This is a genomic window from Rhodococcus sp. NPDC003322 (genome assembly GCF_053589555.1).
In genome coordinates this window covers 1252689-1276623 of sequence record NZ_JBSFSC010000001.1, presented here as the reverse complement: position 1 = coordinate 1276623, position 23935 = coordinate 1252689, and the positions used below count along the sequence as shown (strand labels likewise).

Here is a 23935-nt window from a genome sequence, read left to right as displayed (position 1 = left end):
GTCCGTCCGGCCCGTCAGGGGACGGAAGGACTCACGGGTGCAGCGCGCTTCCGGCCAGCCACTGGCCCCACGGCACGCTCCAGTCGCCGTTCTGCCACACCTCGAGCGGGGCGCCGCCGGTGTTGCGGATCTCGACGACGTCGCCGGGCTGCGAGAAGTTGAAGAACCACTGGGCGTTCGTCGGGTTCAGGTTCAGGCAGCCGTGCGAGGTGTTGGTGTTGCCCTGCGCCCACACGCTCGACGCCAGCTCGTGCAGGTAGATGCCGTCGGTGCTGATCCGGGTGGCCCAGTTGATCGACTCCTTGTAGCCGAGGCGCGAGTTGATCGGCAGCCCATAGGTCGACGAGTCCATGATCACCGGGTTCGCCTTGTCCATCACCGTGTAGGTGCCGGGCTGGGTCCAGAACGAGAGCGTCGTGTTGCCGATCGTCTCGGTGCCGCCCATGCCCATCGACGTCGGCATCTCGCGGACCACCTGGCCGTTCTCGTAGACGGTCACCATCTTGGTGTTGTCATCGGCGATCGAGACGTGCGAGTCGCCGATCCGGAACGAGAGCTTCTCGTCCTGCTCGCCGTAGAGGCCCTTCCCGAGCTGGGTGCCGTAGATCTTCGCGTCCACCGACACGGTGGTGCCGGGTGCGTAGTACTCCTGCGGACGCCAGTGCGCGTTCTGGTCGTCGAGCCAGTACCAGGATCCCTGCACCGGGGGAGTGGTGGTGACCGTCATCGCCTTCTCCGCGGCGGCCCGGTCGCCGATCTCCTCGTCGAAGTGCGCCACCACAACGAGGCCGACGCCGTACGTGCCGCCGTCCGTGATCGACTGTCCGCCGGTGGTGTTCAGGTACAGCCGGGTCTGGTTGTTCGGCGCGACGGTGGTGAAGGTCGTGTCCTTGGTGGTCGCGACGCCGCGGGAGTCGGTCGCTGCCACGGCCAGGTCGTAGGTCTTCCCGTATCCGAGTGGTTCGGCGGGCTTCCAGGACGTCTCGTCCGGTGTGGTGATGCCGTCGATGACCTTGCCGTCCGGGTTGGTCAGCGTCACCGACGTCAGCGTGCCCTGGGTGACGTCGACGCGGATCGGGCTCAGCGGGTTCACGGGAGTGTCGGTGTCGCCCGGGGTGAAGGTGATCGACGCCTCCGACTCCTGGGTCGCGGACGCCGCGGCGCCGGAGGACCCGGTGTCGCCGCCGTTCGAGCATCCGCCGAGCAACAGCGCCGCGGCCACCGCGGCCGCGAGTGCGGTGGACTTGCGACGAAAACGCGACACTTCATGCCCTCCAGGATTCGAGCGGACACGATGCACCGCACGTTCGACTTGCCAGTTCAGGATATCGGCGCACGGGGCTCAGGCGTTTCCGGCGGCCGATGCCAGGGTGCCGACGCCGAGCACAGCGAGGATGCCTGCGCTCACGCTCTCGAGCCGCGCTGTGATCCGCGGGCTACGCAGCAGAGCGACCAGTCGGGACGCGGCGACCGCGAACCCGCTCATCACGACCAGTGCGACCGCGGCCTCCACCGCACCGAGCGTCATCGCCGATCCGAGCGTGACCCGACCGAGGAACTGCGGCACGACGGCCAGGTAGAACAAGCCGACCTTGGGGTTCAGCGCGCACGAGAGCACCCCCGCACCGAACGCCGAAACCGGGCGGGTGGCCGCGGCGACCGGGGCGGGTGTGTCCGCGACCGTCGCCGCACGACGGCGCTGCAGCGCCCGCAGTCCGAGGTAGAGCAGATACAGGCCGCCGGCGATCTTGAGGACCCGGTATGCGCTCGCCGACTGTTCGAGCAGCGTCGCCAACCCGAGCGCGACGACCGCGGCCCACAGGAGTCCGCCCAGGCTGACGCCGAGCGCGGCGGCGAGACCCGGACGGGTGCCCCCGATGCTGTAGCGCAGCACGAGGAACGAGTCGGGTCCGGGCATGATCGCCAGCAGCAGGCAGACACCCGCGAAACTGATCAGGGTTGCGGTGGTCACCGAACCAGGAAACCGCAGTTCCGGTGTGGTTTTCAAACCAATTTCCGGGTGCAGGTCCGGTGCCGGTCGGGAGTGCACGCCGCGCACCGGGATTCGGCATCCGAGCGCAGCGAGAAGTGATGGAAGTCACAGCGAACTCGGTGTGGCCGGGTTGACAGCGCGGCCGAACGGCTGCCATTCTCGGCTCAGGTCATGAGTGCCAGCGCGTAGCCCCGGCTTGCTGGCCGGCAACCCTCCACCGCGGTGGGGTGCCCCGGGTGACGACCAGGCCGTGAATCCAATACCGGACACGGCAAGCGCGGACTCGATGCATCAACCCTCACCGCACGAGTCCCTTGACGTAAGGGATGACGCCATGACTGCTGTACTCGACACCACCCTCTGTGCCGACGCCGTTCGCGACGAAAACTGTGATGGCACTGCGTCTTTCGCTCCTGTCTGCGGAAGTGACCTGATCGCGCCGCTCGTCGACGGGACCTCGATCGCGTACGCCAACTTCGACTACGCCGCCAGTGCGCCCGCGCTGTCCGCCGTCGCCGAGCGCGTGCAGTCGCTGCTGCCGTTCTACGCCAGCGTGCACCGCGGGGCCGGCTACGCCTCCCAGGTCTGCACCGAACGGTACGAGGGCGCCCGCGACGTGGTCGCCGACTTCGTCGGGGCCCGCACCGACGACGTCGTGGTGTTCACGCGCAACACCACCGACGCACTGAACCTGCTCGCCTCCTGCGTGCCCGGCGAGACCGTTGTCCTCGACATCGAGCACCATGCAAACCTGTTGTCCTGGAACCGGAACGGTGCCCGCGTCGTCCGCTCCGCGGACACCGTCGAGGAAACCGTCCAGCGCATCGTCGCCGAACTGTGCACCCGCCCGGCGGCACTGCTCGCCGTCACCGGTGCCTCCAACGTGACCGGCGAGGTGCTGCCGATCGCCCGCCTCGCGCGGATCGCCCACGAGTGCGGCGCCCGGATCCTGGTCGACGCCGCCCAGTTGCTGCCGCACCGCCGCGTCGACATCGCCGAGCTCGGCGTCGACTACCTGGCCTTCTCCGGGCACAAGCTGTACGCGCCGTTCGGCGCCGGCGCCCTCGTCGGCCGCGCCGACTGGCTGGACGCCGCCGAGCCCTACCTTGCCGGCGGCGGCGCCACCAAGAACGTCGAGATCGACGCCGTGCAGTGGGCCGCCGCTCCGCAGCGGCACGAGGCGGGCACCCCGAACGTGCTCGGCGCCGTCGCGATCGCCGCGGCGTGCGAGACAGTCGCCGGGTTCGACGCCGACGCCGTCGAGCTGCACGAGCGCGTGCTGTGCGACCGACTCACGGCCGGACTCGAAGCGATCGACGGCGTCCGGGTGCTGCGGATCTGGCCGGACTCGCCGGACGCCGTCGGCATCGTCACCTTCACCGTCGCCGGCGCCGAGCCGCGCGCGGTCGCGACCCACCTGTCGGACCTGCACGGCATCGGAGTGCGGGACGGCAAGTTCTGCGCCCACCCGTTGCTGTCGCGCCTCGGGTACGCCGAGGGTGCGGTCCGGGCCAGCCTCGGGCTCGGCAGCAGCAGCGCGGACGTCGATCGCCTGATCGCCGCAGTCGGCGAGTTCGCCGCGCTGCGCGCGACGAACGGTGTTCCTGCACGGTAACATCGGTGCCATGACTACGGACGCGGTGGACCTGATCGGTGGTCAGTGGTGCCGCCGGCACGTCGACCTGTGCCGTACCGCCTCGGGTATGTGTCCGGTCTGAGCTCGGCCTCGCCGGACCCGTCACTCCACCACCTTCCCGAGGACAGTCATGTCTGCATCGTTTTCGTCCCGTCCTGTCCGGCCGCTGCATGTGGCCGTCGAACTCTCCGGCGCCGGCCACCACCCCGCGTCGGCTGCCCACACCGATTTCCGAATCCCGTTGGGGCTCAGTGACTACTGGGTTCAGCTCACTTCCGCCACCCTCGATCTCGTCGGGGATCCAGGCTCCGTGATCCGGGTGCGAGCCCGCGACCTCGGGGAGGCGCAGCGGCGCCGCGAGACCGCCCGCATCCGCGCGGCGGCGGACGGCCGCGACCCCGACACGGTCGCGGTTCTGCTCGACGTCGAGGTGCTCCTCGCCGACGATCACCGTGCCGCCCGGCGCGAACTGGCCCGCCTGGATGCCTGTGGGGGCACCTCCCTGCACGAAGTGCTTGGGGGACGGATCGAACCCCATGTGCCGGAGTCCATCTCGTACATCGGCACCCCGTCCGGCCTGGCCGGTCTGATCGCCGACATCCGCGCCGCCGGAGTGGCGGACGGTGTCACCCTGCTGCCCCTGGTCCTGCCCAGGGTGCTCGACCGCGTCGTCGACGACGTGCTGCCCATGCTGCACGAGGGTGGCGTGACCGAGCCGTCCGCGGTCCTCGGCGAGGTTCTCGGGCAGTTCGGGTTGTCACCCGACCGGCGCGCGCTCGCGTCCTGACCCGCCGCGCGCCGCTCCGGGCGTGACCCCTCACGGCTGAATGTGGCCTTCAGCCGGTGGAGAACGAAACGGGGTTTGCCTGTGGTCGGCGACGCGTGACCACGTCACCCCAGGACGACATGGATACGCGGGTCCGGATCGAAGCGGTAGCCGGACCCGCGCACCGTCGACACCTGTCCGCCGAAACGGCCCAGCTTGGTTCGGACCCGCGAGACGTGCACGTCGACGCTGCGCCCGGCGCGGTCCCGCTCGCCGAGGGTGCCGCTCAGTTGCAGCATCCGGCGACGCGAGACGACCTCACGCGGCCGACTGGCCAGGTGGGAGAGTATCTCGAATTCGGTGTGGCTCAGTGAGATCGGCGCCCCGTCGAGTCGCGCTTCCCGAGCGGGCAGATCGATCAGCAGTGGGGCGGTCGCGTCGACGCCGGCGCGCACCGCGACGCCCGGCAACAGTTCACGCGCGCTGACGCGCAGTGCATCGGCGAGCGCTGTCAACTGACCGCGGTCGGCGGATCCGGAGAACTGCATGGTGAGCACGAGGTCGGTGCTCGACCTCGGAACTGACGAATCGGTCATGGGGGGCTCCGATGTCGGATGGATCGGGTGTGACGGCCGGGTCAGTGCGGGCCGTGACATTCCCGTTCGACGTGGATGCCGTTGGAGGCGAAGGTCATTCGTCGAGTGGGCTGGACCGATGGTAGCGGCCGCCGTGGTAGAGGAGCGGAGCGGCCGCGGCCTCCGCGTCGTTCTCGTCGTGGATCCGGGTCACCAGCCCGATCACCAGCGTGTGATCGCCCGCCGGGATCAACTGATGCACGGTGGTGCGGAGCCAGATCGGGGTGCCGTGCAGCACCGGTTCCCCGGTCTCGAGTCGCTTCCACAGCGAGGTGTCCGAGAAGCGCTCGTCGGCGCTGCGAGAGAACCGCTGCGCCAGGTGCCGCTGGTGCTCGCCGAGCAGGTGGATGACCAGTGAGTCCGCCGCGTGCAGCGCACGGATCGACGACGAGGTGTGCGCGATGTTGAACGACACCAGCGGTGGGTCCAGCGACAGCGAGGCGAACGAGGTCGCGGTGAAACCCACCGGCCCCGAATCGGAGTCGAGGGTGACGATCGTGACGCCCGCCGGATAGCTGCGCATCGCGGTGCGGTACTGGTCGGCCGTGACCGTGTGCGGGTCCGCGGGCAGATCGGCGGCGCGGTCGTGGTGCTGCGGTTCCAGGGGCTGGGGCATGAGGTACTCCGATTCGGGATGCACGTGACTTCGGGATGCACGTGGCGTGCGGATTCAGGGGGCACCGGAAAGCCGCACACAGGGGTGGGCGCCGCCGGGTCGAATCAGCGCGGACAGCGCCACGACGTGACGCGGCACAGGTCGACGTGTCTACGCCGCCAGCACTGCTCGGTCACGGGTGCCTCCAGAATCGGTTTGCCCCACTATAAGCCGGTCCTCAGTCGACGTCGACGGCCAGACCCGCGGTGATTCGAATCAGTTCGCGGAAGGTGGTTCGGAACACGCTGTCGGGACGCCCCGCAGCCGCCCACAGTTCCGGATACCCCTCGAGGGCGGAGTCGACGTAGGTGGACAGGTTGGTCGGATGCCCGACCGGGGCGACACCGCCGAGCGGCTGACCGGTCACCTCCCGCACGAGTGATGCGGGGGCCTGGGCCAACGAGCCCTCGAGGCGTTTGCCGGTGCGTTCGATGTCCACCTGGTGCGCGCCCGAGACCAGCAACAGGATCGGCTCGTCGTCGAGGAGGAAGACCAGGGACTTGGTGATCGCCCCGATGTCGACGCCGAGGGTCGCGGCCGCCTCGGCAGCGGTGTGGGTGGGCTGGTCCTGCGTGACCACCACCCCGTGGTGGCCCCGCGCGATCAGCGTCCTCGCGACGTTCGCCGCGTCCGGATGCAGTGTCCTCGCCATGCCCCACCATATGACCGCCGGGCATCTCGTGCGCGCCGAAGCGCCGGTTCAGTCCGAATGCGGGCGGCGGGCGGCGCGGGCGGTGCAGGCGAACACCGCCGAGAGTCCGACGAGGGTGTAGACCACGAGCGTCACGATCGGGGTTCCGACGCCGGTGCCGTGGAAATAGACGATGCTGCGCACCCCCTCCGTGCCCGCGCCCGGGGTGATCCAGCGGCCGATCGCCGCGTAGAAGGTGGGCAGCACGTTCGATCCGAATGCTCCACCCGCGCTGGGGTTTCCGAGCACCACGAAGATCAGGATCGCCAGGGGCACGGCCAGGATGCCGAGAGCCGCGCGCATGCCCATCGTGAACATGCCGGTCGCGAACACCACCCCGGCGCCGAGCAGCGACAGCGGCAGCAGGTGCCCGGTGAAGGTGCCGAGCAGGTTCGTGGTCACCAGTGCGCCGAGGAATCCGGAGGCCAGCGAGTACGCGGCCATGAGCGCGGTGTGCAGGCCGGCCTCGCGCAGCGTCCGCGGCGCCCCGATCAGCAGGCCGATCGCCGCGGCCAGCAGGTATCCGCCGACCACCCAGCCGATCGACAGGTAGAACCCGGACAGTCCGCGGTTGTCGTGCGCGCCCACCGGGACCTCGTCGCGGACCACGAAGGTGCGGCCCTGCTCGGCGGTGACCTTCGTGAAGATGCCCTCCAGGGCCGATGCGGCGGACGTGCCCGCGCCGCTCGCGGTGATCAGGGTGTCGGGACCGGTTGCGGCGAGTGCGTACCCGCCCATCACCTCGCGCTGGGCGATCAGCGTGCGCAGCTCGTAGGTGCTGGCGGCGACCCGTGCCTGTACCGGGTGACCGTCGATGTCGTTCAGCCGGTCGGCCACCTGCTGGTCGATCCCTGCAGGCAGACCCGCCTCGGCGACCACGGCGATCGGGATGTCGCGCGGGGTCGGCTGATGGAACGCCGCGACGTAGCTCGTGATGAACCCGAGCTGGAGGAGCAGTACGCCGATCGTCACCGCGATCAGGATCTGACGCGGGCTGTAGCGGTCGGTCGGACTGGTGGACCGGTGCGGTGCGGTTTCGGTCGCCGCGTCGACGTCTGTGATGCTCATGTGTTTTTCGGTGCTCCCACGCCATTGCCGATACCCAAGGTATTGAATACCGTAGGTATTCAGAATTCACGAGGTCAAGGGCGAAAGTGGACAACCGTGGCAACTGAGTCGAGCGCAACAACGGATCACGACCCGAGAGCTGCGTCACAGGGCGGCCCGGTGGCGCTGTCCCGGCCGTCCCGGACCGAGGTGCGTCGGCGTCTGCTCGAGGCCGCCGCCGAGGAGTTCGCCGAACGCGGATTCGCCTCGGCCCGGCTCGCCGAGATCGCCCGCCGGGCCGGGTTCACCAAGGGCGCCGTCTACTCCAATTTCGAGTCCAAACAGGACCTGTTCGCGGAGCTGTTCGCCGAACGCTCCCTCGAGGTGGCGGGCCGGGTGCTCGCCGAGATCGCCGGACTCGGCGCGGTCGACGCGGCCGGTCGGGGTGGCGAGACCATCAGCACGTGGCTCGTCGGCGACCCGGGATGGGCACTGCTCGTCCTCGAATTCGGCGTACAGGCCGCCCGTGAACCGGCCATCGCGGAGGCCTACCTGCGGGAGCGGCGCTCGCTGCGAGGACAACTCGAGGAACTGATCACCGGACGGGCCGTCGAGTGGGGGATCGCGGACAGCGTCGACGCTCGCACCCTCGCGATCACCGTGATGGCGCTGATCTCCGGCCTCATGCTCGAGCACGCCGTCGACCCGGAACAGGTGGACCGGCGGGCCGTGCAGGCCGCGGTCGCCGGAGTGTTCGCCGGTGCATTCACCCGCACCTGACCTCCATCCCCGGTGACCGAATGGGCCATTCGTTCACATGGACCGACCGAATGGCCCATTCGGTCGGGGACGGGAGGGGCCGGAAGCGGAGGGCGGTCAGGCGTAGTTGTCGTAGCCGCCCTCGGGTCCGAGCATGCGCTCGATGCGGGTGCGGTTGACCTTCGCCAGTTCGCCGAGCATCGTCTTGCGTTCGATGTCGCGGGAGTGGGCCAGACGCAGCGCGAGGTCGCTCAGCAGTGCGGAGGCGTCACGGCCGGCCGCGCACCACAGGTACGGGTATCCGAACCGCTGCTCGTAGCGGGCGCACTCGGCGAGCACGGTCCGCATCGTCGCCTCGTCCGGTGCCCACACCGCGCACTGCTCGAGCGCGGACGCGGTGGTGTGGGCCCGCCGCGCGACCGCCGGATGGCACTGGAGGGTGCTGTCGATGTCGGCCGGGGAGAGTTCGAACAGTTCGGAGTCGGCGCTGGTGAGCAACGCCTCGCGAGTGGCGTACGGCCGCCCGGCGGCGACCCGGCCCGCCCAGATCGCCGAGCAGCAACACTCGAAGAGGGCGTGCATCGCGCTGCGCTGTGGCAGGTCGTTGAATCTGTCCAGCCCGATCCCCTGGTGCATCAGCATCGTGACCTCCCGGCGCATCCGTGTGGGTTCATGGTGAAACGCCGGCAGCGGTCGGGCCAGTTGTCGGGCCGGAAGTTTTCACAGGCTTAACGACGAACGGTCCGCGTGGTTACTCTTGAGTAATGACTCAAGATGCACGCGCTCAGAGCCTCGACCTGAAGGCCTTCACCGTCGAAATCAAGGACCACGTCGCCCAGGTGACGCTGATCGGACCCGGCAAGGGCAACGCCATGGGTCCCGACTTCTGGAGCGAGCTCGTTCCGCTGTTCGGTGCGCTCGACGCCGACCCCGAGGTGCGCGCGATCGTGCTCGCCGGCCAGGGCAAGAACTTCTCCTTCGGCCTCGACCTCGCCGCGATGGCACCGATGATGGCCCCGGTCCTCGGGGACAAGGCGCAGGCGGCGCCGCGGACCACGTTCCACGGCGACATCAAGGCGATGCAGCGCGGGATCAACGCGGTCGCCGACTGCCGCAAGCCCGTCGTCGCCGCCATCCAGGGTTGGTGCATCGGCGGCGGCGTCGACCTGATCACCGCCGCCGACATCCGCTACGCCAGCGCCGACGCCAAGTTCAGCGTCCGGGAGGTCAAGGTCGCGATCGTCGCCGACATGGGCAGTCTCGCCCGGCTGCCTCGCATCATCGGCGATGGCCACATGCGTGAACTGGCCCTGACCGGCCGGGACATCGACGCCGCCCGAGCCGAGAAGATCGGCCTGGTCAACGACGTGTTCGACGACGCGGACGCCGTGCTGGCCGCCGCCCACGCCACCGCAGCCGAGATCGCCGCCAACCCGCCGCTGGTTGTGCACGGCATCAAGGACGTGCTAGACCACAGCCGCAGCTCCGAGGTCGACGACAGCCTCCGCTACGTCGCGGCGTGGAACGCGGCCTTCCTGCCGTCCGAGGACATCGGCGAGGCGATGGCCGCGGTCTTCCAGAAGCGTGCGCCGGAATTCAAGGGCCGCTGACTCCACTGGGACCCCCGGGACACCGACGCTCCGGGCGACCGGCCGACCGTGCAGAGGTAAAGGCATGTCAGCCGGTTGCCCGAGGGGTGGGGTACACCACATACTTGCGGCGCCAAACGCTTGAGTGACGCACGCAAGGAGTGACAGATGACCCCGGACGACGTTGCGCCCCTGGCTGACCGGATCGGCAACGACCTGGTCCGCCTGCAGCGGGTGCGCGACCGGACCATCGCGCACGCGAAGGCGACCGACGGCATCGATCCCGCGGTGTTCGCCTGCCTCTTCCGACTCATCCACGACGGGCCGATGCGGTCCAGCGCGCTCGCGGAAGCGATGTACACGGATCCGTCGACGGTGAGCCGACAGGTCACCCAACTCGTCGACCGCGGCCACGTGGAGCGGCAACCCGACCCCACCGACGGCCGGGCCAGCGTTCTCGCCGTCACGGACAGCGGCCGGGACGCGGCCGCCCGGATCCGCGCGCTGCGCAACGAGCGACTCGGCCGCCTCCTCGCCGACTGGCCCGTCGACGACCTCCGTGAGTTCACCCGGCTGCTGGACCGGTTCGTCGAGGACTACGAGCGGCTGCGGCCGGTGTTCGCGAAGGACGCCCGATGACCGACACCGCCGAGAGCACCACCGTCGCCGCCGAATCCGGCGGCGACGGCGTTTTCACCCACCGGCAGATCCTCGCCGTCCTGTCCGGGCTCATGATCAGCATGTTCCTGGCCTCGCTCGACCAGACGGTCGTCTCGACCGCGATCCGCACCATCGCCGACGACCTCGACGGCTATGCGCTGCAGGCCTGGGCCACGACTGCATACCTCGTCACCGCGACGCTGGTCACACCGCTGTACGGCAAGCTCTCCGACATGTACGGCCGCAAGCCGTTCTATCTGGCCGCGATCATCATCTTCGTGGTCGGTTCGCTGCTGTGTGCGGCCTCGCAGTCGATGTACATGCTGGCCGTGTTCCGGGCGATCCAGGGAATCGGTGCGGGCGGTCTGGTCTCGCTGGCACTGGCGATCCTCGGTGACATCGTCGGTCCCCGGGAGCGGGCCAGGTACCAGGGCTACTTCCTCGCGGTGTTCGGTGCGTCGGCGGTGCTCGGGCCGGTTCTCGGGGGATTGTTCGCCGGGCAGGACGTCATCGCCGGGATCACCGGCTGGCGCTGGGTGTTCCTCGTCAATGTCCCGATCGGCGTGCTGGCACTGGCCGTGGTGTGGAAGGTGCTGAACCTGCCGAAGGTGCGCCACCCCGATGTCGGGATCGACTGGTGGGGGACGGTGGCGCTGGTGGTCGGAGTCGTCCCGCTGCTGATCGTGGCCGAGCTGGGCCGCGGGTGGGGCTGGGGCAGTGGTCAGGCGATCGCGTGCTACGCGGTCGGCGCGGTCGGCGTGCTCGCGTTCATCCTCATCGAGCGACGGATGCGGGACGTGGCCGTGCTTCCCCTGCGTATGTTCCGCAACTCCACCTTCGCACTGGGTATCGCCATCTCGGCCGTGGTCGGCGCCGCGACGTTCGGGGTGATCGCCCTGCTCCCGCAGTACCTACAGGTGGTCCACGGGTCGAGTCCGACCCTCGCCGGAATGCAGATGATGCCGATGGTGCTGGGTTCGGGGGCCGGGTCGATCCTGACCGGGCAACTGATCGCCAGGACCGGTCGCTATCGGGTCTTCACGCTGGCCGGCGCTGTCATGCTCACCGTCGGCGCGTTCATGCTGTACGTCGTCGATGCCGACAGTCCCCTCACCGTCGCGATGGTCGCCATGGCACTCATCGGCCTCGGCCTCGGCAACGTGACGCAGCCGCTGACCCTCGCCATCCAGAACGCGCTCCCGCCGCAGGACATGGGGGTGTCCTCAGCATCGGCCACCTTCTTCCGCCAGATCGGCGGCACCCTCGGCGTCGCGGTGTTCCTGTCCATCCTGTTCGCGCAGATGACCCCGAACATCACCGGTGAGCTGCAGTCCGCAGGCGCCGATTCGGCCTTCCGTCAGGCTGTCGCCGAGAACGTGCACAGCAGCAACCCCGTCGACGCCGCGTTCGCCACCGGCCTGGCGAACGGTGACACCTCCGTCGCCGGCGAGGTACTGCAGGACAGCTCGGTGATCCAGCAGCTCAGCCCGGCTTTGGCGCAGCCGTTCAAGGCCGGCTTCGCCGACTCGATGTCGACGGTGTTCCTCGGCGTGACGGTCCTGTCCCTGATCGGGCTCGTGCTGGTGCTGTTCTGGAAGGAAGTGCCGCTGCGCACGGGCGGCGGTCTCGCGGCCATCGCGGCGGACCGCGCCAGGGCGGCGGCTGCGGCCGACACCGACTGAGTGGTTCCGGCCACGAGGCCGGGGGTCGTCCGCGTGGCGTGCGGCCAAACCGCCGTGGCTGCTGCGAGGATCGCGTCGAACGGGTCGGTTGAACCCCGGAGACGTGGAGATCGCTTGTGACGACGGAGACCACCTCAACCAAACAGATGCCGCTGCTGACGCTGTCGGCGATGGTCGTCGGGTCGATGGTCGGTGCAGGCGTGTTCTCGCTGCCGCGGAACTTCGGGTCCGCGACCGGTGGCCTCGGCGCACTGATCGCCTGGGCGATCGCCGGCACCGGAATGCTGATGCTGGCCTTCGTCTTCCAATCGCTGGCCATCCGCAAACCCGACCTCGACGCCGGTGTGTACGCCTACGCGAAGGCCGGCTTCGGCGAGTACCTCGGCTTCTTCTCGGCGTTCGGGTACTGGGCAAGCACGTGCGTGGGCAACGTCAGCTATTGGGTGCTCATCAAGTCGACGCTCGGCCAGGTCATTCCGATCTTCGGGGCGGGCAACACGGTGCCCGCGATCCTGCTCTCGACCGTGTGCATCTGGGCCTTCCACTTCATGGTGCTGCGCGGCGTGCAGGAAGCCGCGACGATCAACAAGATCGTCACCGTCGCCAAGCTGGTCCCGATCCTGGTCTTCATCGTGATCATGCTGTTCTACTTCGACGCCGGAGTCTTCGCCGACAACTTCATGGGTGGAGACGCCTACTCGGAGTCACTGTTCGAGCAGGTCCGCGCGACCATGCTGGTGACGGTGTTCGTCTTCCTCGGTATCGAGGGCGCGAGCGTGTACTCCCGGTACGCCCGCAGGCGGGAGGACATCGGACGCGCCACGGTGCTCGGATTCCTCAGCGTGCTGGCCATCTTCGCGTCGGTGACGATGGTGTCGTACGGCATCATGCCGCGCGACGAGCTGGCCGAGCTGCAGCAGCCGTCGATGTCGGGGGTGTTCGAGTCCGCGGTCGGCACCTGGGGTGCCTGGTTCATCAGCATCGGGCTGATCATCTCGGTGCTCGGCGCCTACCTGGCGTGGACGCTGATGGCCGCCGAGGTGCTCTTCGTCGCCGCCCAGGACCGGGACATGCCGTCCTTCCTGGCACGCGCCAACGACCGCAAGGTGCCGATGGTGGCCCTGCTGTTCACCACGGTGCTGATTCAGCTCGTGCTGGTCACGACCCTGTTCTCCGACGACGCGTTCAGCTTCACGCTCAAGCTGTGCAGCGCGCTGTCCCTGGTGCCGTACCTGCTGGCCGCCGCCTACGCGCTCAAGCTGGGCTGGACCGGTGAGACCTACGACGAGCTGCAGCCGGAGAACCGCACCAAGGAACTGGTCTTCGCCGCCGTGGCCACGTTCTACACGGCGTTCATGATCGTCGCGGCCGGTCTCGAGTTCCTGCTGCTGTCCTGCATCATCTACGCGCCGGGCACCATCCTGTTCGCGCTCACCCGCCGAGAAGCGGGCAAGCGACTCTTCTCGCCCTGGGAGGCGGCGCTTTTCGCCGTCGTCGCCCTCGGTGCCATCGCCGGAATCGTCGGCCTCGCGACCGGCACGATCACCATCTAGGAGTGCACACGATGACCGTCCCCGCTACCCTCGGCGTCCACTCGGAGGTCGGCACCCTGCGCAAGGTGCTGGTCTGCGCTCCGGGCCTCGCCCACGAGCGGCTCACCCCGAGCAACTGTGACGACCTGCTCTTCGACGACGTGCTGTGGGTGCAGAACGCCAAGCGCGACCACTTCGACTTCATGACGAAGATGCGGGACCGCGGCGTCGAGGTCGTCGAGCTGCACAACCTGCTCACCGAGACCCTCGCGGTCCCCGGCGCGAAGGACTGGCTGCTGGACCGCAAGATCGTCGCGAACGAGGTGGGACTCGGCCTGGTCGAGGACGTGCGCGCCTACCTGGAGAGCCTCGACAACCGGACCCTCGCCGAGTTCCTGATCGGCGGCCTGGCCACCTCCGACCTGCCCGACGACTTCCGCCCCGGCTACTTCTCCCTGGCCCGCGAGCAGTCCGGTGTCCGCGAGTATCTGATGCCGCCGCTGCCGAACACCCTCTACACGCGGGACACCACCTGCTGGATCTACGGCGGCGTCACCCTCAACCCGCTGTACTGGCCGGCGCGGCACGACGAGACCCTGCTGATGAAGGCAATCTACACCTTCCACCCCGACTTCACCGCGGCCTCCGTATGGTGGGGCGACCCCGAACAGGACTGGGGGATGGCCACATTCGAGGGCGGTGACGTGCTGCCCGTAGGGAACGGCGCGGTGCTCATCGGAATGAGCGAGCGGACCTCCCGGCAGGCGATCACCCAGGTGGCGCAGTCGCTGTTCGACGCGGGCGCCGCCGAGCGGGTGATCGTCGCGGGGATGCCGAAACTGCGCGCCGCGATGCACCTGGACACCGTCTTCACCTTCGCGGACCGCGACCTGGTCACCGTCTTCCCGGACATCGTCGACGGGATCCACACCTTCTCGCTGCGCCCCGGAGACAAGGCACCCGAGGTGACCGAGGAGAGCAAGCCGTTCGTCGACGTCGTCGCCGAAGCACTGAACTTCAAGAAACTGCGTGTGGTTCCGACCGGCGGCGGCTACTACGCGAACGAGCGTCAGCAGTGGGACAGTGGCAACAACCTCGTCGCCGTCGAACCGGGCGTGGTGTTCGCCTACGACCGCAACACCCACACGAACTCGGCGCTGCGCAAGGAGGGCGTGGAGGTGATCACCATCGTCGGTGCCGAACTCGGGCGCGGTCGCGGTGGCGGACACTGCATGACCTGCCCGATCGTCCGGGACGCCGTCGACTTCTGACCGCGTGGTCAGACCCGCCGCATCACCGACACGACCCTGCCGAGCACCACGGCCTCGTCGCCGTCGATGACCGGGTAGGCGGCGTTGCGCGGCTCCAGGTAGACGTGTCCGCCGCGCCGCCGGTACACCTTCACGGTGGCCTCGCCGTCGATCATCGCGGCGACGATCTGACCCGAATGCGCCTCGTGCTGCTGGCGCACCACGACGATGTCGCCGTCGCAGATCGCGGCGTCGACCATGGACTCGCCCCGCACCCTCAACCCGAACACGGTGCCGGACCCGACCAGCTCCCGAGACAGGGTCAGCACGTCGTCGGTGTGCTCCTCGGCGAGGATCGGCGCGCCGGCGGCGATGTCGCCGACCACGGGCACCGCCACCGAGTCGTCAGAGGCGGTGCCGGTGGCGGTGCCGCGCAGGAACGGGCGGACATCGATCGGCCGGGAGACCGCGGCGCTGCGGCGCAGGAAACCCTTGTCCTCCAGTGCCTTCAGGTGCCGAGACACCGTCGAGGTGGAGCGCAGCCCGACCGTGTCCGCAAGCTGGCGGGTGCTCGGCGCGAAACCGTACTCGACCACCCAGTCCCGGATCGTCACGAGAATCTGCTGCTGCCGCGGCGGCAACGCCGCAGGGTCGAGGCCGCCGAAGGGGTCGAGGTCGTCGTATCCGCTCACGGGGCGTGATCGTAGAGGGCGCTGCCGACACCGCCCGCAGCCCGCTCACCCCCGGAACGGCTGAAGGTGCCCTTCGTTCGGTTGACGCGAACGAAGGGCACCTTCAGCCGACAGGGGTCGTGCGAGACCCCGGGAGGTCGAGCTCAGTGGCCGCCGTTGGCCTTCAGCCGGTCGAACGCCTCCGCGATGACCTTCTCGGCCTCGTCACGGCCGACCCAGTCGGCGCCGGTGACGTGCTTGTTCGGCTCGAGATCCTTGTAGTGCACGAAGAAGTGCTTGATCGCGTCCAGCTCGAACTGCGACACGTCGGAGATGTCCTGGACGTGGTCCCAGCGCGGATCGCCCGCGGGCACGCACAGCACCTTGTCGTCGCCGCCGGCCTCGTCGACCATCTTGAACATGCCCACCGGGCGGGCCTCGACGATGACGCCGGGGAACACCGACTCGGGCAGCAGCACCATCGCGTCCAGCGGATCGCCGTCCTCGCCGAGGGTGTTCTCGATGTAGCCGTAGTCGGCCGGGTAGCCGAACGAGGTGTAGAGGTAGCGGTCCAGCTTGACGCGGCCGGTCTCGTGGTCGACCTCGTACTTGTTGCGCTGACCCTTCGGGATCTCGATGGTGACGTCGAACGACACGCGTTTCCTCGCTTTGCCTTCAGGTGGATGGTGCGATCGACAGGGTAGCCCGTCAGGGATAATGGCGGTGAACTACATGGAGCGACCAATCGGAGGGACGTTGGCGAAGGCAGGGGCGAAGGACCGCAAGATCGGGTCCCTGGCCGCGCAACGACGGAAGCGGGTCCGGATCCTGCTCGGGACGGTCGCTGTCGTGGCGATCGGCGCGACAGTCGCGGTGCTCGTCGTGCAGCGCCCGGACCTGGGCTTCGGCGCCAGCGCAGTCACCACCACGGTCGCAGCACCGCCCCCGGTACTGGCGACACCGCAGGTCGCGCCGGTCCCCGCGGACGCCCCGGCGCCGAGCCCCGCGGCCCTGGCCGCGGCCCTCGGTCCCGCGCTCGCCAACCCCGCGCTCGGATCCTTCACCGGTGTCGTCTCCGACGCGATCTCCGGGACCGTGCTGTGGAGCCAGGGCCCCGACACGCCGATGATCCCGGCGTCCACCACCAAGGTGCTCACCGCGGCGGCGGCGCTGCTGGCGCTGCCCGCCGAACATCGCGTCGCCACCCGCGTCGTGCAGGGCGCCGAGCCCGGCCAGATCGTGCTCGTCGGCGGCGGCGACGTGACGCTGACCGCCCAGCCCGCCGGGCAGCCCGGTTTCTATCCGGGCGCGCCGCGACTCGAGGACCTGGTCACGCAGATCCGCGGCGCCGGCGCCGCCGTGCAGTCCGTCGTCGTCGACACCGGCGCCTATGCCGGACCGCCGATGGCACAGGGCTGGTCACCCGGCGACGTCGCCGCCGGGTACATCGCGCCGATCGAACCGGTGATGCTCGACGGCGCCCGCCTGCAACCGCTGGAGGACGAGTCCCCGCGCAGCGGAACACCCGCGCTCGACACCGGGCGCGCCCTCGCGGCCGCGTTCGGGGTCGCCCCCGACCGGGTCACCCTCGGCACGGCGCCGTCCGGCGCGGCGCCGCTGGCGTCGGTCGAGTCCGCGCCGCTGCGCGACCGGCTCGCCCAGATGATGGGGCATTCCGACAACGTGCTCGCCGAGGCGATCGGCCGGGAGGTCGCGGAGCAGGTCGGCTCGGAACCCTCGTTCGCCGGCGCGACCGCGGCGATCACCAAGACCCTCGCCGGGGCCGGATTCGACCTGGGCGGCGTCACCCTGCACGACGCCAGCGGACTGTCGGTGGACGGGCGCATCCCGGCCCGCCTGCTCGACCAGGTCCTGACCGCCGCGACCGGCGACGCCCAGCCGAAGCTGCGGCCGATGCTCGACTACCTGCCCGTCGCCGGAGCGACCGGCACCCTCTCCGAGCGGTACGGCAACGGCTCCGGCGCCGGCTGGGTGCGCGCGAAGACCGGCACCCTCTCGCAGGCCAGCGCCCTCGCCGGGTACGTCACCGACGTCGGCAACCGGGTGCTGACCTTCTCTCTGATGTCGAACGACCGGTCACCGGACGTCAGCCGACCCGCCCTCGACGCCATCGCCTCCACACTGCGGTCCTGCGGGTGCACATGACCGGTGAGCGGTCCGGGGGACTCGGTGGCGCGGTCGACTGGGAGTTGGCCGCACGCACCGGCGTCCGCCTGGTCCGCCCCGGTCCGCGCACCAGTCGTGCGGCCGCCGAGGCGGTGGTCGCGGAACTGTCCGAGGCCTCGGTGCGCGCCGAGGGCCCCGTCCGCGACGTGACCGGGCTCGCCGACGGACTGCCGGTCCCGCAGGCGCGGGTGGTGGACCGGGCCGGCTGGATCCGGGCCGCGTCCGCGTCGATGGCGAACCTGACCGGCGACGACACCGACACCGACAGCGGTCTGCTGCGCGGCCGCCCGGCCGGTGTGCAGGCCGGCGCGATGCTGGCCTTCCTGTCGTCGGCGATCCTCGGCCAGTACGACCCGTTCACCGGCGAACACGGCACCCTGCTGTTGGTGGCGCCGAACGTCGTCGGGGTGGAGCGGGCCCTCAAGGTGCCGTCCGCTGACTTCCGGCTGTGGGTGTGCCTGCACGAGGTGACGCACCGGGTGCAGTTCTCGTCCGCGCCCTGGATCGCGGACCACATGCGGGAGACGGTCGCGACCCTCGGCGCGGCCGGAGACGACTCGGTCGCCGACCTGATCGGCAGGCTCGCCTCGGCGTTGCGGGCCCGACGATCCGGTCAGGAGCAGGCCCCCGAGGACCGCGGCGTGCTCGGGTTGCTGCGCGCCACCCAGGCCGAACCGCAGCGCGAGGCACTGGACCGGCTGCTGATGCTCGGCACCCTGCTCGAGGGGCACGCGGACCACGTGATGGACGCGGTCGGCCCCGATGTCGTCCCGTCGGTGGCCCGGATCCGCCGCGCGTTCGACGCGCGGCGCTCCCGCCAGACCAATCCGCTCCAGCGACTGCTGCGGGCACTGCTGGGGATCGACGCGAAGATGGCGCAGTACGTGCGCGGCAAGGCGTTCGTCGACGCGGTGGTCGGCGAGGTCGGGATGGCCGCGTTCAACACGATCTGGACCGGCCCGGAGACCCTGCCGCGCACCGGTGAGATCGAGAACCCGAAGGCGTGGATCGGCCGGGTCCTGTCATGACCGACGGCCCGCCGGCGGGCACGACCGGCGGCCCGCCGCGACTGCCCGAAGGGCCCGCGTTGCTCGAGGTACGACACGCGGTCCGGCGCTGGGTCGCCGCACACCGTCCCGCTGACGGCGTCGCGGTCGCGCTGTCGGGAGGCGCCGATTCGCTGGCCCTGACCGCCGCCGCCGTCGCCGAGGCGGGGCCCGTGCACGCGCTCGTCGTGGACCACCGGCTGCAGGCCGGCTCCGATCGGGTCGCCGAGCAGGCCGCCGGCCGCGCCCGTCTGCTCGGGTGCGCCTCGGCCCGGGTGCTGCCGGTCGACGTGACCGGGAAGGGTGGGCTCGAGGCCGCCGCCCGCAGCGCCCGGTACACGGCGCTGGACGCGGCCCGTGACGGGCGCCCGGTGCTGCTCGGTCACACCCTCGACGACCAGGCGGAGACGGTGCTGCTCGGGTTGGCCCGCGGGTCCGGACCCCGGTCGATCGCCGGGATGCGGGAGTGGAACGACCCGTGGGGGCGACCGTTGCTGAGGGTCCGCCGCGCTGTCACCGAACATTCCTGCGCGGAACTGGGACTGCAGCCCCACAGGGACCCGCACAACGCGAGTCCCGCGTTCACCCGGGTCCGGGTGCGAACCGAGGCACTGCCGCTGCTCGAACAGATTCTCGGCGGCGGCGTGGCCCCGGCGCTGGCCCGCACCGCCGAACAGCTCCGCGAGGACGGCGAGGTGCTGGACGCGGCGGCCACCGAACTGCGGCGCGCCGCGACCGTGCACTTGGAAACGCGGGGTGACGAACTCGACACCGAGGTCCTCGTCACCGCCCACCCGGCGATCCGTCGCCGCGCCCTGCGCGAATGGTTGCAGGTCAGCGGCGTGAACGGGCTGACCGAGCCGCAGTTGCGGGCCGCCGACGACCTCGTCGGGCGGTGGCGAGGCCAGGGTGGTGTCGCCCTCGGCGGCGGCGGACGGGATGTCAGGTTGGTGCTGTCCCGGCGGCATGGCAGGCTGTCGGTCGGGTTCGTCGCGCGCGAGCCAGAGCGGGTCAGCAATGAGCCGGATCGGTAATGAACAAAGGGGCTAGCGCCGTGTACGAAGGCGATATCGCATCGGTTCTGATCTCCGAAGAGGAGATCCGCGAGAAGACGGCCGAGCTGGCCGCCGCGATCGCCGAGAAGTTCCCCGACGGTTCCCCGGAAGGGGACCTGCTGCTGGTCGGCGTCCTCAAGGGCGCGATCTTCTTCATGACCGACCTGGCGCGGGCGCTGCCGATCCCGACGCAGATGGAGTTCATGGCCGTCAGTTCGTACGGCTCGTCCACCTCCTCGTCCGGCGTCGTCCGCATCCTCAAGGACCTCGACAAGGACATCGCCGGCCGGAACGTGCTGATCGTCGAGGACATCATCGACTCCGGGCTCACGCTGTCGTGGCTGATGCGGAACCTGTCGACTCGCAACCCGGCGTCGCTGACGGTGGTGACGCTGCTGCGCAAGCCGGAGGCCACCAAGATCGACGTGGACGTCGAGTGGGTCGGCTTCGACATCCCGAACGAGTTCGTCGTCGGCTACGGCCTCGACTACGCCGAGCGCTACCGCGACCTGTCGTACATCGGCACCCTCGACCCCAGCGTCTACGGAGGCTGATCGGCACCGCCGCTGTGGCGGCTGATCGGCACCGCCGCTGTGGCGGCCGACCGTACGGACCGTCCGGGATCCGGGTGGTCACCGGGCATAATCGACGGATGGATCTCGACTTCACCGTCGCCTCCATCGCCGAGCGGGTGCGCAACGGCGCGCTCAGCCCGATGGCGGCCGTCGACGACGCACTGACACGGATCGCGGAGCGGGACCCGCGGCTGGGGGCGTTCGTGACCGTCCGCTCGGACGCGGCGCGTGCGGAGGCGGCTGCGGTGGCCGCTCGCCCTGATCTGACGTCGCTGCCGCTGGCCGGGGTGCCGATCGCGATCAAGGACAACGTGCCCGTCGCCGGGCATCGCCTCGGCAACGGCTCGCAGGCGAGTCCGGTCACGCCCGCGACCGCCGACCATCCCGTGGTGGCGCGACTGCGCGCCGCCGGCGCGGTCCCCGTCGGCCTGACCGCGGTCCCGGAACTGTGCGTGTGGGGCGCCACCGACACGCCGGACGCGGTCACCCGCAACCCCTGGAATCCCGGCCTCACCTCCGGCGGATCGTCCGGCGGGTCCGCCGTCGCCGTCGCGTCGGGCATGGTCCCGGCCGCGCACGGCGCCGACGGCATGGGGTCGATCCGCATCCCGTCCGCGGCGTGCGGGGTGTTCGGCATCAAACCGGGACGCGGGGTGGTGCCCGCCGAACTCGGCGTGGACTCCTGGTTCGGCATGTCGGAGAACGGGCCGATCGCGACGACCGTCGCGGACGCGGCCCTGCTGCTGTCGGTGATGGCGGATCGCCCGGACCTCGCCGAGATCGCCGACCCGGGATCGTTGCGGATCGCGGTGTCGGTGCGGGCGCCGCTGCCGATGGTCCGCGTCGACCCGCACTGGCGGGCCGCGGCGGAACGGGCGGCCGCCGTGCTCGGCGGGGTGGGGCACCACGTCGCGACGGCGTCGCTGCCGTACCCGGTGAATCCGGTTCCGCTGCTGGCCCGTTGGACCGCCGGGACCGCGGCCGACGCGGCCGGACTGGACTCGTCGCTGCTGCAGCGGCGCACCCGGGGCCATGTGGCACTGGGCAAGGTGCTGGCCCGCACGGTGAAACCCGAGCAGGTCGCCCGGCTGGACCGGGCGCTGAGCGGGTTCTTCGCCGAACACGACGTGGTGATCACGCCGACGCTGGCGGCACCGCCGATCGCGGCGACGAGGTGGAGCGACCGTGCGTGGCTCACGAACCTGGTCGCGAACATCCGGTACGCGCCGTTCCCGTCGCTGTGGAACCTCGCCGGCTGGCCGGCGGCCAGCGTCCCGGCCGGGATCCACCCGGCGACCGGCACCCCGCTGGGCGTGCAGATCGCGGCCCCGCCCGGCGGCGAGGGCCGCATCCTCGCGGTGGCGGCACAGTTGGAGCGGCTGTTGCCGTGGCAGCGGGTCGCTCAGGTGTGAGGGGGAGTCCGAGACTCGGCAACGGCGCGGCGGTGCCCGCTCTACGCCAGGTCCGGACTCCGATGCGCGTGGGAGACCACTCGCTCGAGCGCGTGCAGATCCGTCTCCAGCTGCCGGAACAGCCAGTAGGCGCCGACGAACGCGAAGATCGCGCCGACCGAAAGCACCCGGACCGCGCCGATGATCTCCGGTATCTGCTGCGGGGACAGGAAGGTCACGCCCGCGACCGCGACCAGCGGTACCGACGCCGCGACCGCGAGGTAGCGGGTGCTGCGACGGTCCAGGCCGCGGAGGTTGCGGTCGTCGTCGCTGCTGCTGATGCCGTACGGCAGCAGCACCGGATACAGGTAGCGGACGGCGTAGAAGGTGACGAAGAAGAACGGGTAGGCCACGGCGATCGCCCCACACACGATCAGCGAACCCAGGAAGTGGACGTACGCGCCCGCCGGGATGCCGCCGGTGAGGATCTGCAGGGTCACCGGGTAGACCAGGCCGGCGATCGCCCACAGCCCGAAGACCACCACGACGACGCGGTCGCCGAGCAGCAGCGTGTCCGTGCGCGCCCGGGCCAGGGTCTGGGCGTCGTAGCGGCGCCCCTTGCGCAGACCGCGCGGCACGGTCAGCGGATATCGGCACATGTACAGCAGCACGATCGCGCCGAGCGGGAACGCGACGGCGTTGATCACGTACTGGATCTGCTCGAAGTGCCGCTGCACCAGCGGGGCGAGCGTGCTGATGATCAGCGTCTTGTTGTGGTGATAGTTGTAGGCGCCGGCCAGCGCGTTCGGGATCACCACCGCGGCGATCAGGATCGGGACCGCCCAGCGCTGCAGAGCTGACCGCCAGCGGCTCGGCGGCGGGTCGACGAGGGCTCGTGCGTGCTGGTCCAGGCACAGGTCGAACTGCCGGGCCAGCTCGGCGCCGCTCGGCCAGCGTCGTTCCGGATCCGGGTCCAGGCAGGTGCGCAGCACACGCCGCAGCGTCGCCGGGCAGTCCGGGGGCAGGCTGCCGTCCGCCTCGGGCCCGACCCCGGCCTCGCGGAGGGCGACCATCCGGTCGAGCGCGGCCGGGTCGGCGGGGTCGACATCGGGGAAGGGCCTGTGCCCGGTGAGCAGCTCCCACAGCACCACCCCGAGCCCGTAGATGTCGCTGCGGGTGTCGAGGTCGGCCGCGGCGCCGGGCAGTCCCGGGTGGCATGCGCACAGCTGTTCCGGCGACATGTAGGCGAGCGAACCGCCGAAGTAGGCGACGGGGCTGGTACCGGCGATCCGGTCGCTGAAGCTGATGTTGAAGTCGGCGAGCTTGGGGACGCCCTCGGCGGTCAGCAGCACGTTCGCGGGCTTCACGTCGCGGTGCAGGACTCCGTGCTTCCCGGCGTAGTCGAGTGCCTCGGCGAGGCGGCTCCCGATCCACGCGACGGTTTCCGGCCACGACAGCGCCGCGATCTCGTCGCGCACGCTCGAATCGCTGGGCCGGATCTCACCCTTCGCGTCGAGGGTGGCGTCGATCGCCGCGAGCAGCAACGCCCCGGATCGCTGCCCGGCCGGGGTGTCGCGCACCCGGCGGAGCACCCCGAGCAGCGTGCCGCCGGGCACGTACTGCATGTACAGCAGCTTCATCTCCAGGTCGGGGACGACGCGCTGGTCGAAGACCCGGACGATGTAGTCGTGGTCGAGTTGGGCGAGCGTCTCCGGTTCGGTGCCGTGGTCGCGGGAGATCTTGACCGCGACGAGCCGCTGCAGCGACCGCTGCCGGGCCAGGAACACCCGCGCGAAGGCGCCGCGGCCGAGCGCGACGAGCAGGTCGAAGTCGTCGACACGCTCACCGACGTCGAGGTCGTCGAGGGTGCGGCGGTCCCCGGCGGGGAGGGTCGACAGGTCGTCGGGATGGGCGGGATCACGCGCGGTGCCGGTCATCAGGTCCTCGAGTTCACCGGCCCGTTCGGGGACCTCGCGGGAGAGCTCGTTGGCCGACTCGGCGGTGTCGGTGAACGCAGCCGTCTGCTCGGCCGCGTGGGCCGCGGTCGTCGGGTCGGGAATCGATCGGGAGTGGCGCTGCGTCATGACATCTACCCGTGGCCGCTTGCGGCCGTGA

24 protein-coding genes and 1 riboswitch are annotated in these 23935 nt (G+C 70.3%); of the genes, 14 read left to right on the top strand and 10 right to left on the bottom strand.

Annotated features, from left to right (window positions below; genetic code table 11):
- Positions 1-31 precede the first annotated feature (31 nt).
- Positions 32-1264 carry a L,D-transpeptidase gene (locus ACWDUM_RS06045; RefSeq protein WP_450133234.1) on the bottom strand — a complete coding sequence of 411 codons (1233 nt, stop codon included), beginning with the start codon at positions 1262-1264 and terminating at the stop codon, positions 32-34.
- Positions 1265-1342: 78 nt separating this feature from the next.
- Entirely contained in the window at positions 1343-1972 is a 630-nt protein-coding gene (locus tag ACWDUM_RS06040) for a LysE family translocator (protein ID WP_450133233.1), read from the bottom strand.
- Between the two features lie 188 nt (positions 1973-2160).
- Positions 2161-2277, top strand: a riboswitch (SAM riboswitch).
- Positions 2278-2327: 50 nt separating this feature from the next.
- On the opposite strand from ACWDUM_RS06040, the gene ACWDUM_RS06035 reads away from it, so the two are divergent.
- Genes ACWDUM_RS06035 through ACWDUM_RS06025 form a run of 3 tightly spaced genes read left to right on the top strand, consistent with a single transcriptional unit; the run spans position 2328 to position 4416 of the window.
- On the top strand, positions 2328-3608 hold the full coding sequence (locus ACWDUM_RS06035; RefSeq protein ID WP_450133232.1) for an aminotransferase class V-fold PLP-dependent enzyme: 1281 nt from the start codon (positions 2328-2330) through the stop codon (positions 3606-3608).
- A gap of 10 nt (positions 3609-3618) precedes the next feature.
- Positions 3619-3711 (top strand): putative leader peptide, encoded by a 93-nt coding sequence (locus ACWDUM_RS06030; protein ID WP_450112379.1) that lies wholly within the window; start codon positions 3619-3621, stop codon positions 3709-3711.
- A 48-nt stretch (positions 3712-3759) separates the two neighbouring features.
- Positions 3760-4416, top strand: coding sequence for a hypothetical protein (locus ACWDUM_RS06025; protein WP_450133231.1), 657 nt, complete (start codon positions 3760-3762; stop codon positions 4414-4416).
- 104 nt (positions 4417-4520) lie between these two features.
- Here ACWDUM_RS06025 and ACWDUM_RS06020 read toward each other — a convergent pair whose 3' ends face one another.
- The 4 genes from ACWDUM_RS06020 to ACWDUM_RS06005 form a co-directional block, all read right to left on the bottom strand.
- Positions 4521-4991, bottom strand: coding sequence for a winged helix-turn-helix domain-containing protein (locus tag ACWDUM_RS06020; protein WP_450133230.1), 471 nt, complete (start codon positions 4989-4991; stop codon positions 4521-4523).
- 94 nt (positions 4992-5085) lie between these two features.
- Positions 5086-5646 carry a flavin reductase family protein gene (locus ACWDUM_RS06015; RefSeq protein WP_450112376.1) on the bottom strand — a complete coding sequence of 187 codons (561 nt, stop codon included), beginning with the start codon at positions 5644-5646 and terminating at the stop codon, positions 5086-5088.
- Between the two features lie 217 nt (positions 5647-5863).
- A complete protein-coding gene (locus ACWDUM_RS06010; RefSeq protein WP_450133229.1) occupies positions 5864-6337 on the bottom strand; it encodes a YbaK/EbsC family protein in 474 nt (157 codons plus the stop codon).
- A 48-nt stretch (positions 6338-6385) separates the two neighbouring features.
- The gene (locus tag ACWDUM_RS06005) at positions 6386-7444 is read right to left on the bottom strand and encodes a hypothetical protein (RefSeq protein ID WP_450133228.1); all 1059 of its coding nucleotides are present in this window, start codon (positions 7442-7444) and stop codon (positions 6386-6388) included.
- A gap of 189 nt (positions 7445-7633) precedes the next feature.
- Between ACWDUM_RS06005 and ACWDUM_RS06000 the strand changes: the two genes are divergently transcribed.
- Positions 7634-8203, top strand: coding sequence for a TetR/AcrR family transcriptional regulator (locus tag ACWDUM_RS06000; protein ID WP_450112460.1), 570 nt, complete (start codon positions 7634-7636; stop codon positions 8201-8203).
- Between the two features lie 96 nt (positions 8204-8299).
- On the opposite strand, the gene ACWDUM_RS05995 is transcribed toward ACWDUM_RS06000, so the two are convergent.
- On the bottom strand, positions 8300-8824 hold the full coding sequence (locus tag ACWDUM_RS05995; protein ID WP_450133227.1) for a 2-oxo-4-hydroxy-4-carboxy-5-ureidoimidazoline decarboxylase: 525 nt from the start codon (positions 8822-8824) through the stop codon (positions 8300-8302).
- A gap of 122 nt (positions 8825-8946) precedes the next feature.
- On the opposite strand from ACWDUM_RS05995, the gene ACWDUM_RS05990 reads away from it, so the two are divergent.
- The 5 genes from ACWDUM_RS05990 to arcA all read left to right on the top strand — a co-directional run bounded on the left by ACWDUM_RS05990 (position 8947) and on the right by arcA (position 14916).
- Positions 8947-9792, top strand: coding sequence for a crotonase/enoyl-CoA hydratase family protein (locus ACWDUM_RS05990; RefSeq protein ID WP_450133226.1), 846 nt, complete (start codon positions 8947-8949; stop codon positions 9790-9792).
- Positions 9793-9939: 147 nt separating this feature from the next.
- The gene (locus ACWDUM_RS05985; protein ID WP_450112371.1) at positions 9940-10410 is read left to right on the top strand and encodes a MarR family winged helix-turn-helix transcriptional regulator; all 471 of its coding nucleotides are present in this window, start codon (positions 9940-9942) and stop codon (positions 10408-10410) included.
- The gene (locus ACWDUM_RS05980) at positions 10407-12113 is read left to right on the top strand and encodes an MDR family MFS transporter (RefSeq protein ID WP_450133225.1); all 1707 of its coding nucleotides are present in this window, start codon (positions 10407-10409) and stop codon (positions 12111-12113) included. The genes ACWDUM_RS05985 and ACWDUM_RS05980 overlap by 4 nt, the downstream gene beginning before the upstream one ends.
- Before the next feature lie 116 nt (positions 12114-12229).
- Positions 12230-13666, top strand: coding sequence for a basic amino acid/polyamine antiporter (locus ACWDUM_RS05975; protein ID WP_450133224.1), 1437 nt, complete (start codon positions 12230-12232; stop codon positions 13664-13666).
- Positions 13667-13677: 11 nt separating this feature from the next.
- Positions 13678-14916, top strand: a complete 1239-nt coding sequence (gene arcA / locus ACWDUM_RS05970; RefSeq protein WP_450133223.1) for an arginine deiminase — start codon at positions 13678-13680, stop codon at positions 14914-14916.
- A gap of 8 nt (positions 14917-14924) precedes the next feature.
- Here arcA and lexA read toward each other — a convergent pair whose 3' ends face one another.
- Both lexA and ACWDUM_RS05960 read right to left on the bottom strand, forming a co-directional pair.
- Entirely contained in the window at positions 14925-15587 is a 663-nt protein-coding gene (lexA, locus tag ACWDUM_RS05965) for a transcriptional repressor LexA (protein ID WP_450133222.1), read from the bottom strand.
- Positions 15588-15730: 143 nt separating this feature from the next.
- Complete coding sequence (locus ACWDUM_RS05960; protein ID WP_450112366.1) at positions 15731-16222, bottom strand: inorganic diphosphatase; 492 nt, start codon at positions 16220-16222, stop codon at positions 15731-15733.
- Positions 16223-16298: 76 nt separating this feature from the next.
- On the opposite strand from ACWDUM_RS05960, the gene dacB reads away from it, so the two are divergent.
- From dacB to ACWDUM_RS05935, 5 genes are all read left to right on the top strand, one after another.
- Positions 16299-17732, top strand: a complete 1434-nt coding sequence (gene dacB, locus ACWDUM_RS05955; protein ID WP_450112365.1) for a D-alanyl-D-alanine carboxypeptidase/D-alanyl-D-alanine endopeptidase — start codon at positions 16299-16301, stop codon at positions 17730-17732.
- Entirely contained in the window at positions 17729-18781 is a 1053-nt protein-coding gene (locus tag ACWDUM_RS05950; protein WP_450112364.1) for a zinc-dependent metalloprotease, read from the top strand. Before dacB ends, ACWDUM_RS05950 begins: the two co-directional genes overlap by 4 nt.
- Positions 18778-19833: a tRNA lysidine(34) synthetase TilS gene (gene tilS / locus ACWDUM_RS05945; protein WP_450133221.1), complete on the top strand. Its 1056-nt coding sequence runs from the start codon at positions 18778-18780 to the stop codon at positions 19831-19833. Before ACWDUM_RS05950 ends, tilS begins: the two co-directional genes overlap by 4 nt.
- Before the next feature lie 20 nt (positions 19834-19853).
- Positions 19854-20408, top strand: coding sequence for a hypoxanthine phosphoribosyltransferase (gene hpt, locus ACWDUM_RS05940; protein WP_450112362.1), 555 nt, complete (start codon positions 19854-19856; stop codon positions 20406-20408).
- Between the two features lie 98 nt (positions 20409-20506).
- Positions 20507-21841: an amidase gene (locus ACWDUM_RS05935; RefSeq protein ID WP_450133220.1), complete on the top strand. Its 1335-nt coding sequence runs from the start codon at positions 20507-20509 to the stop codon at positions 21839-21841.
- Positions 21842-21882: 41 nt separating this feature from the next.
- Here ACWDUM_RS05935 and ACWDUM_RS05930 read toward each other — a convergent pair whose 3' ends face one another.
- A complete protein-coding gene (locus tag ACWDUM_RS05930) occupies positions 21883-23904 on the bottom strand; it encodes a serine/threonine-protein kinase (RefSeq protein WP_450133219.1) in 2022 nt (673 codons plus the stop codon).
- Between the last annotated feature and the right edge of the window lie 31 nt (positions 23905-23935).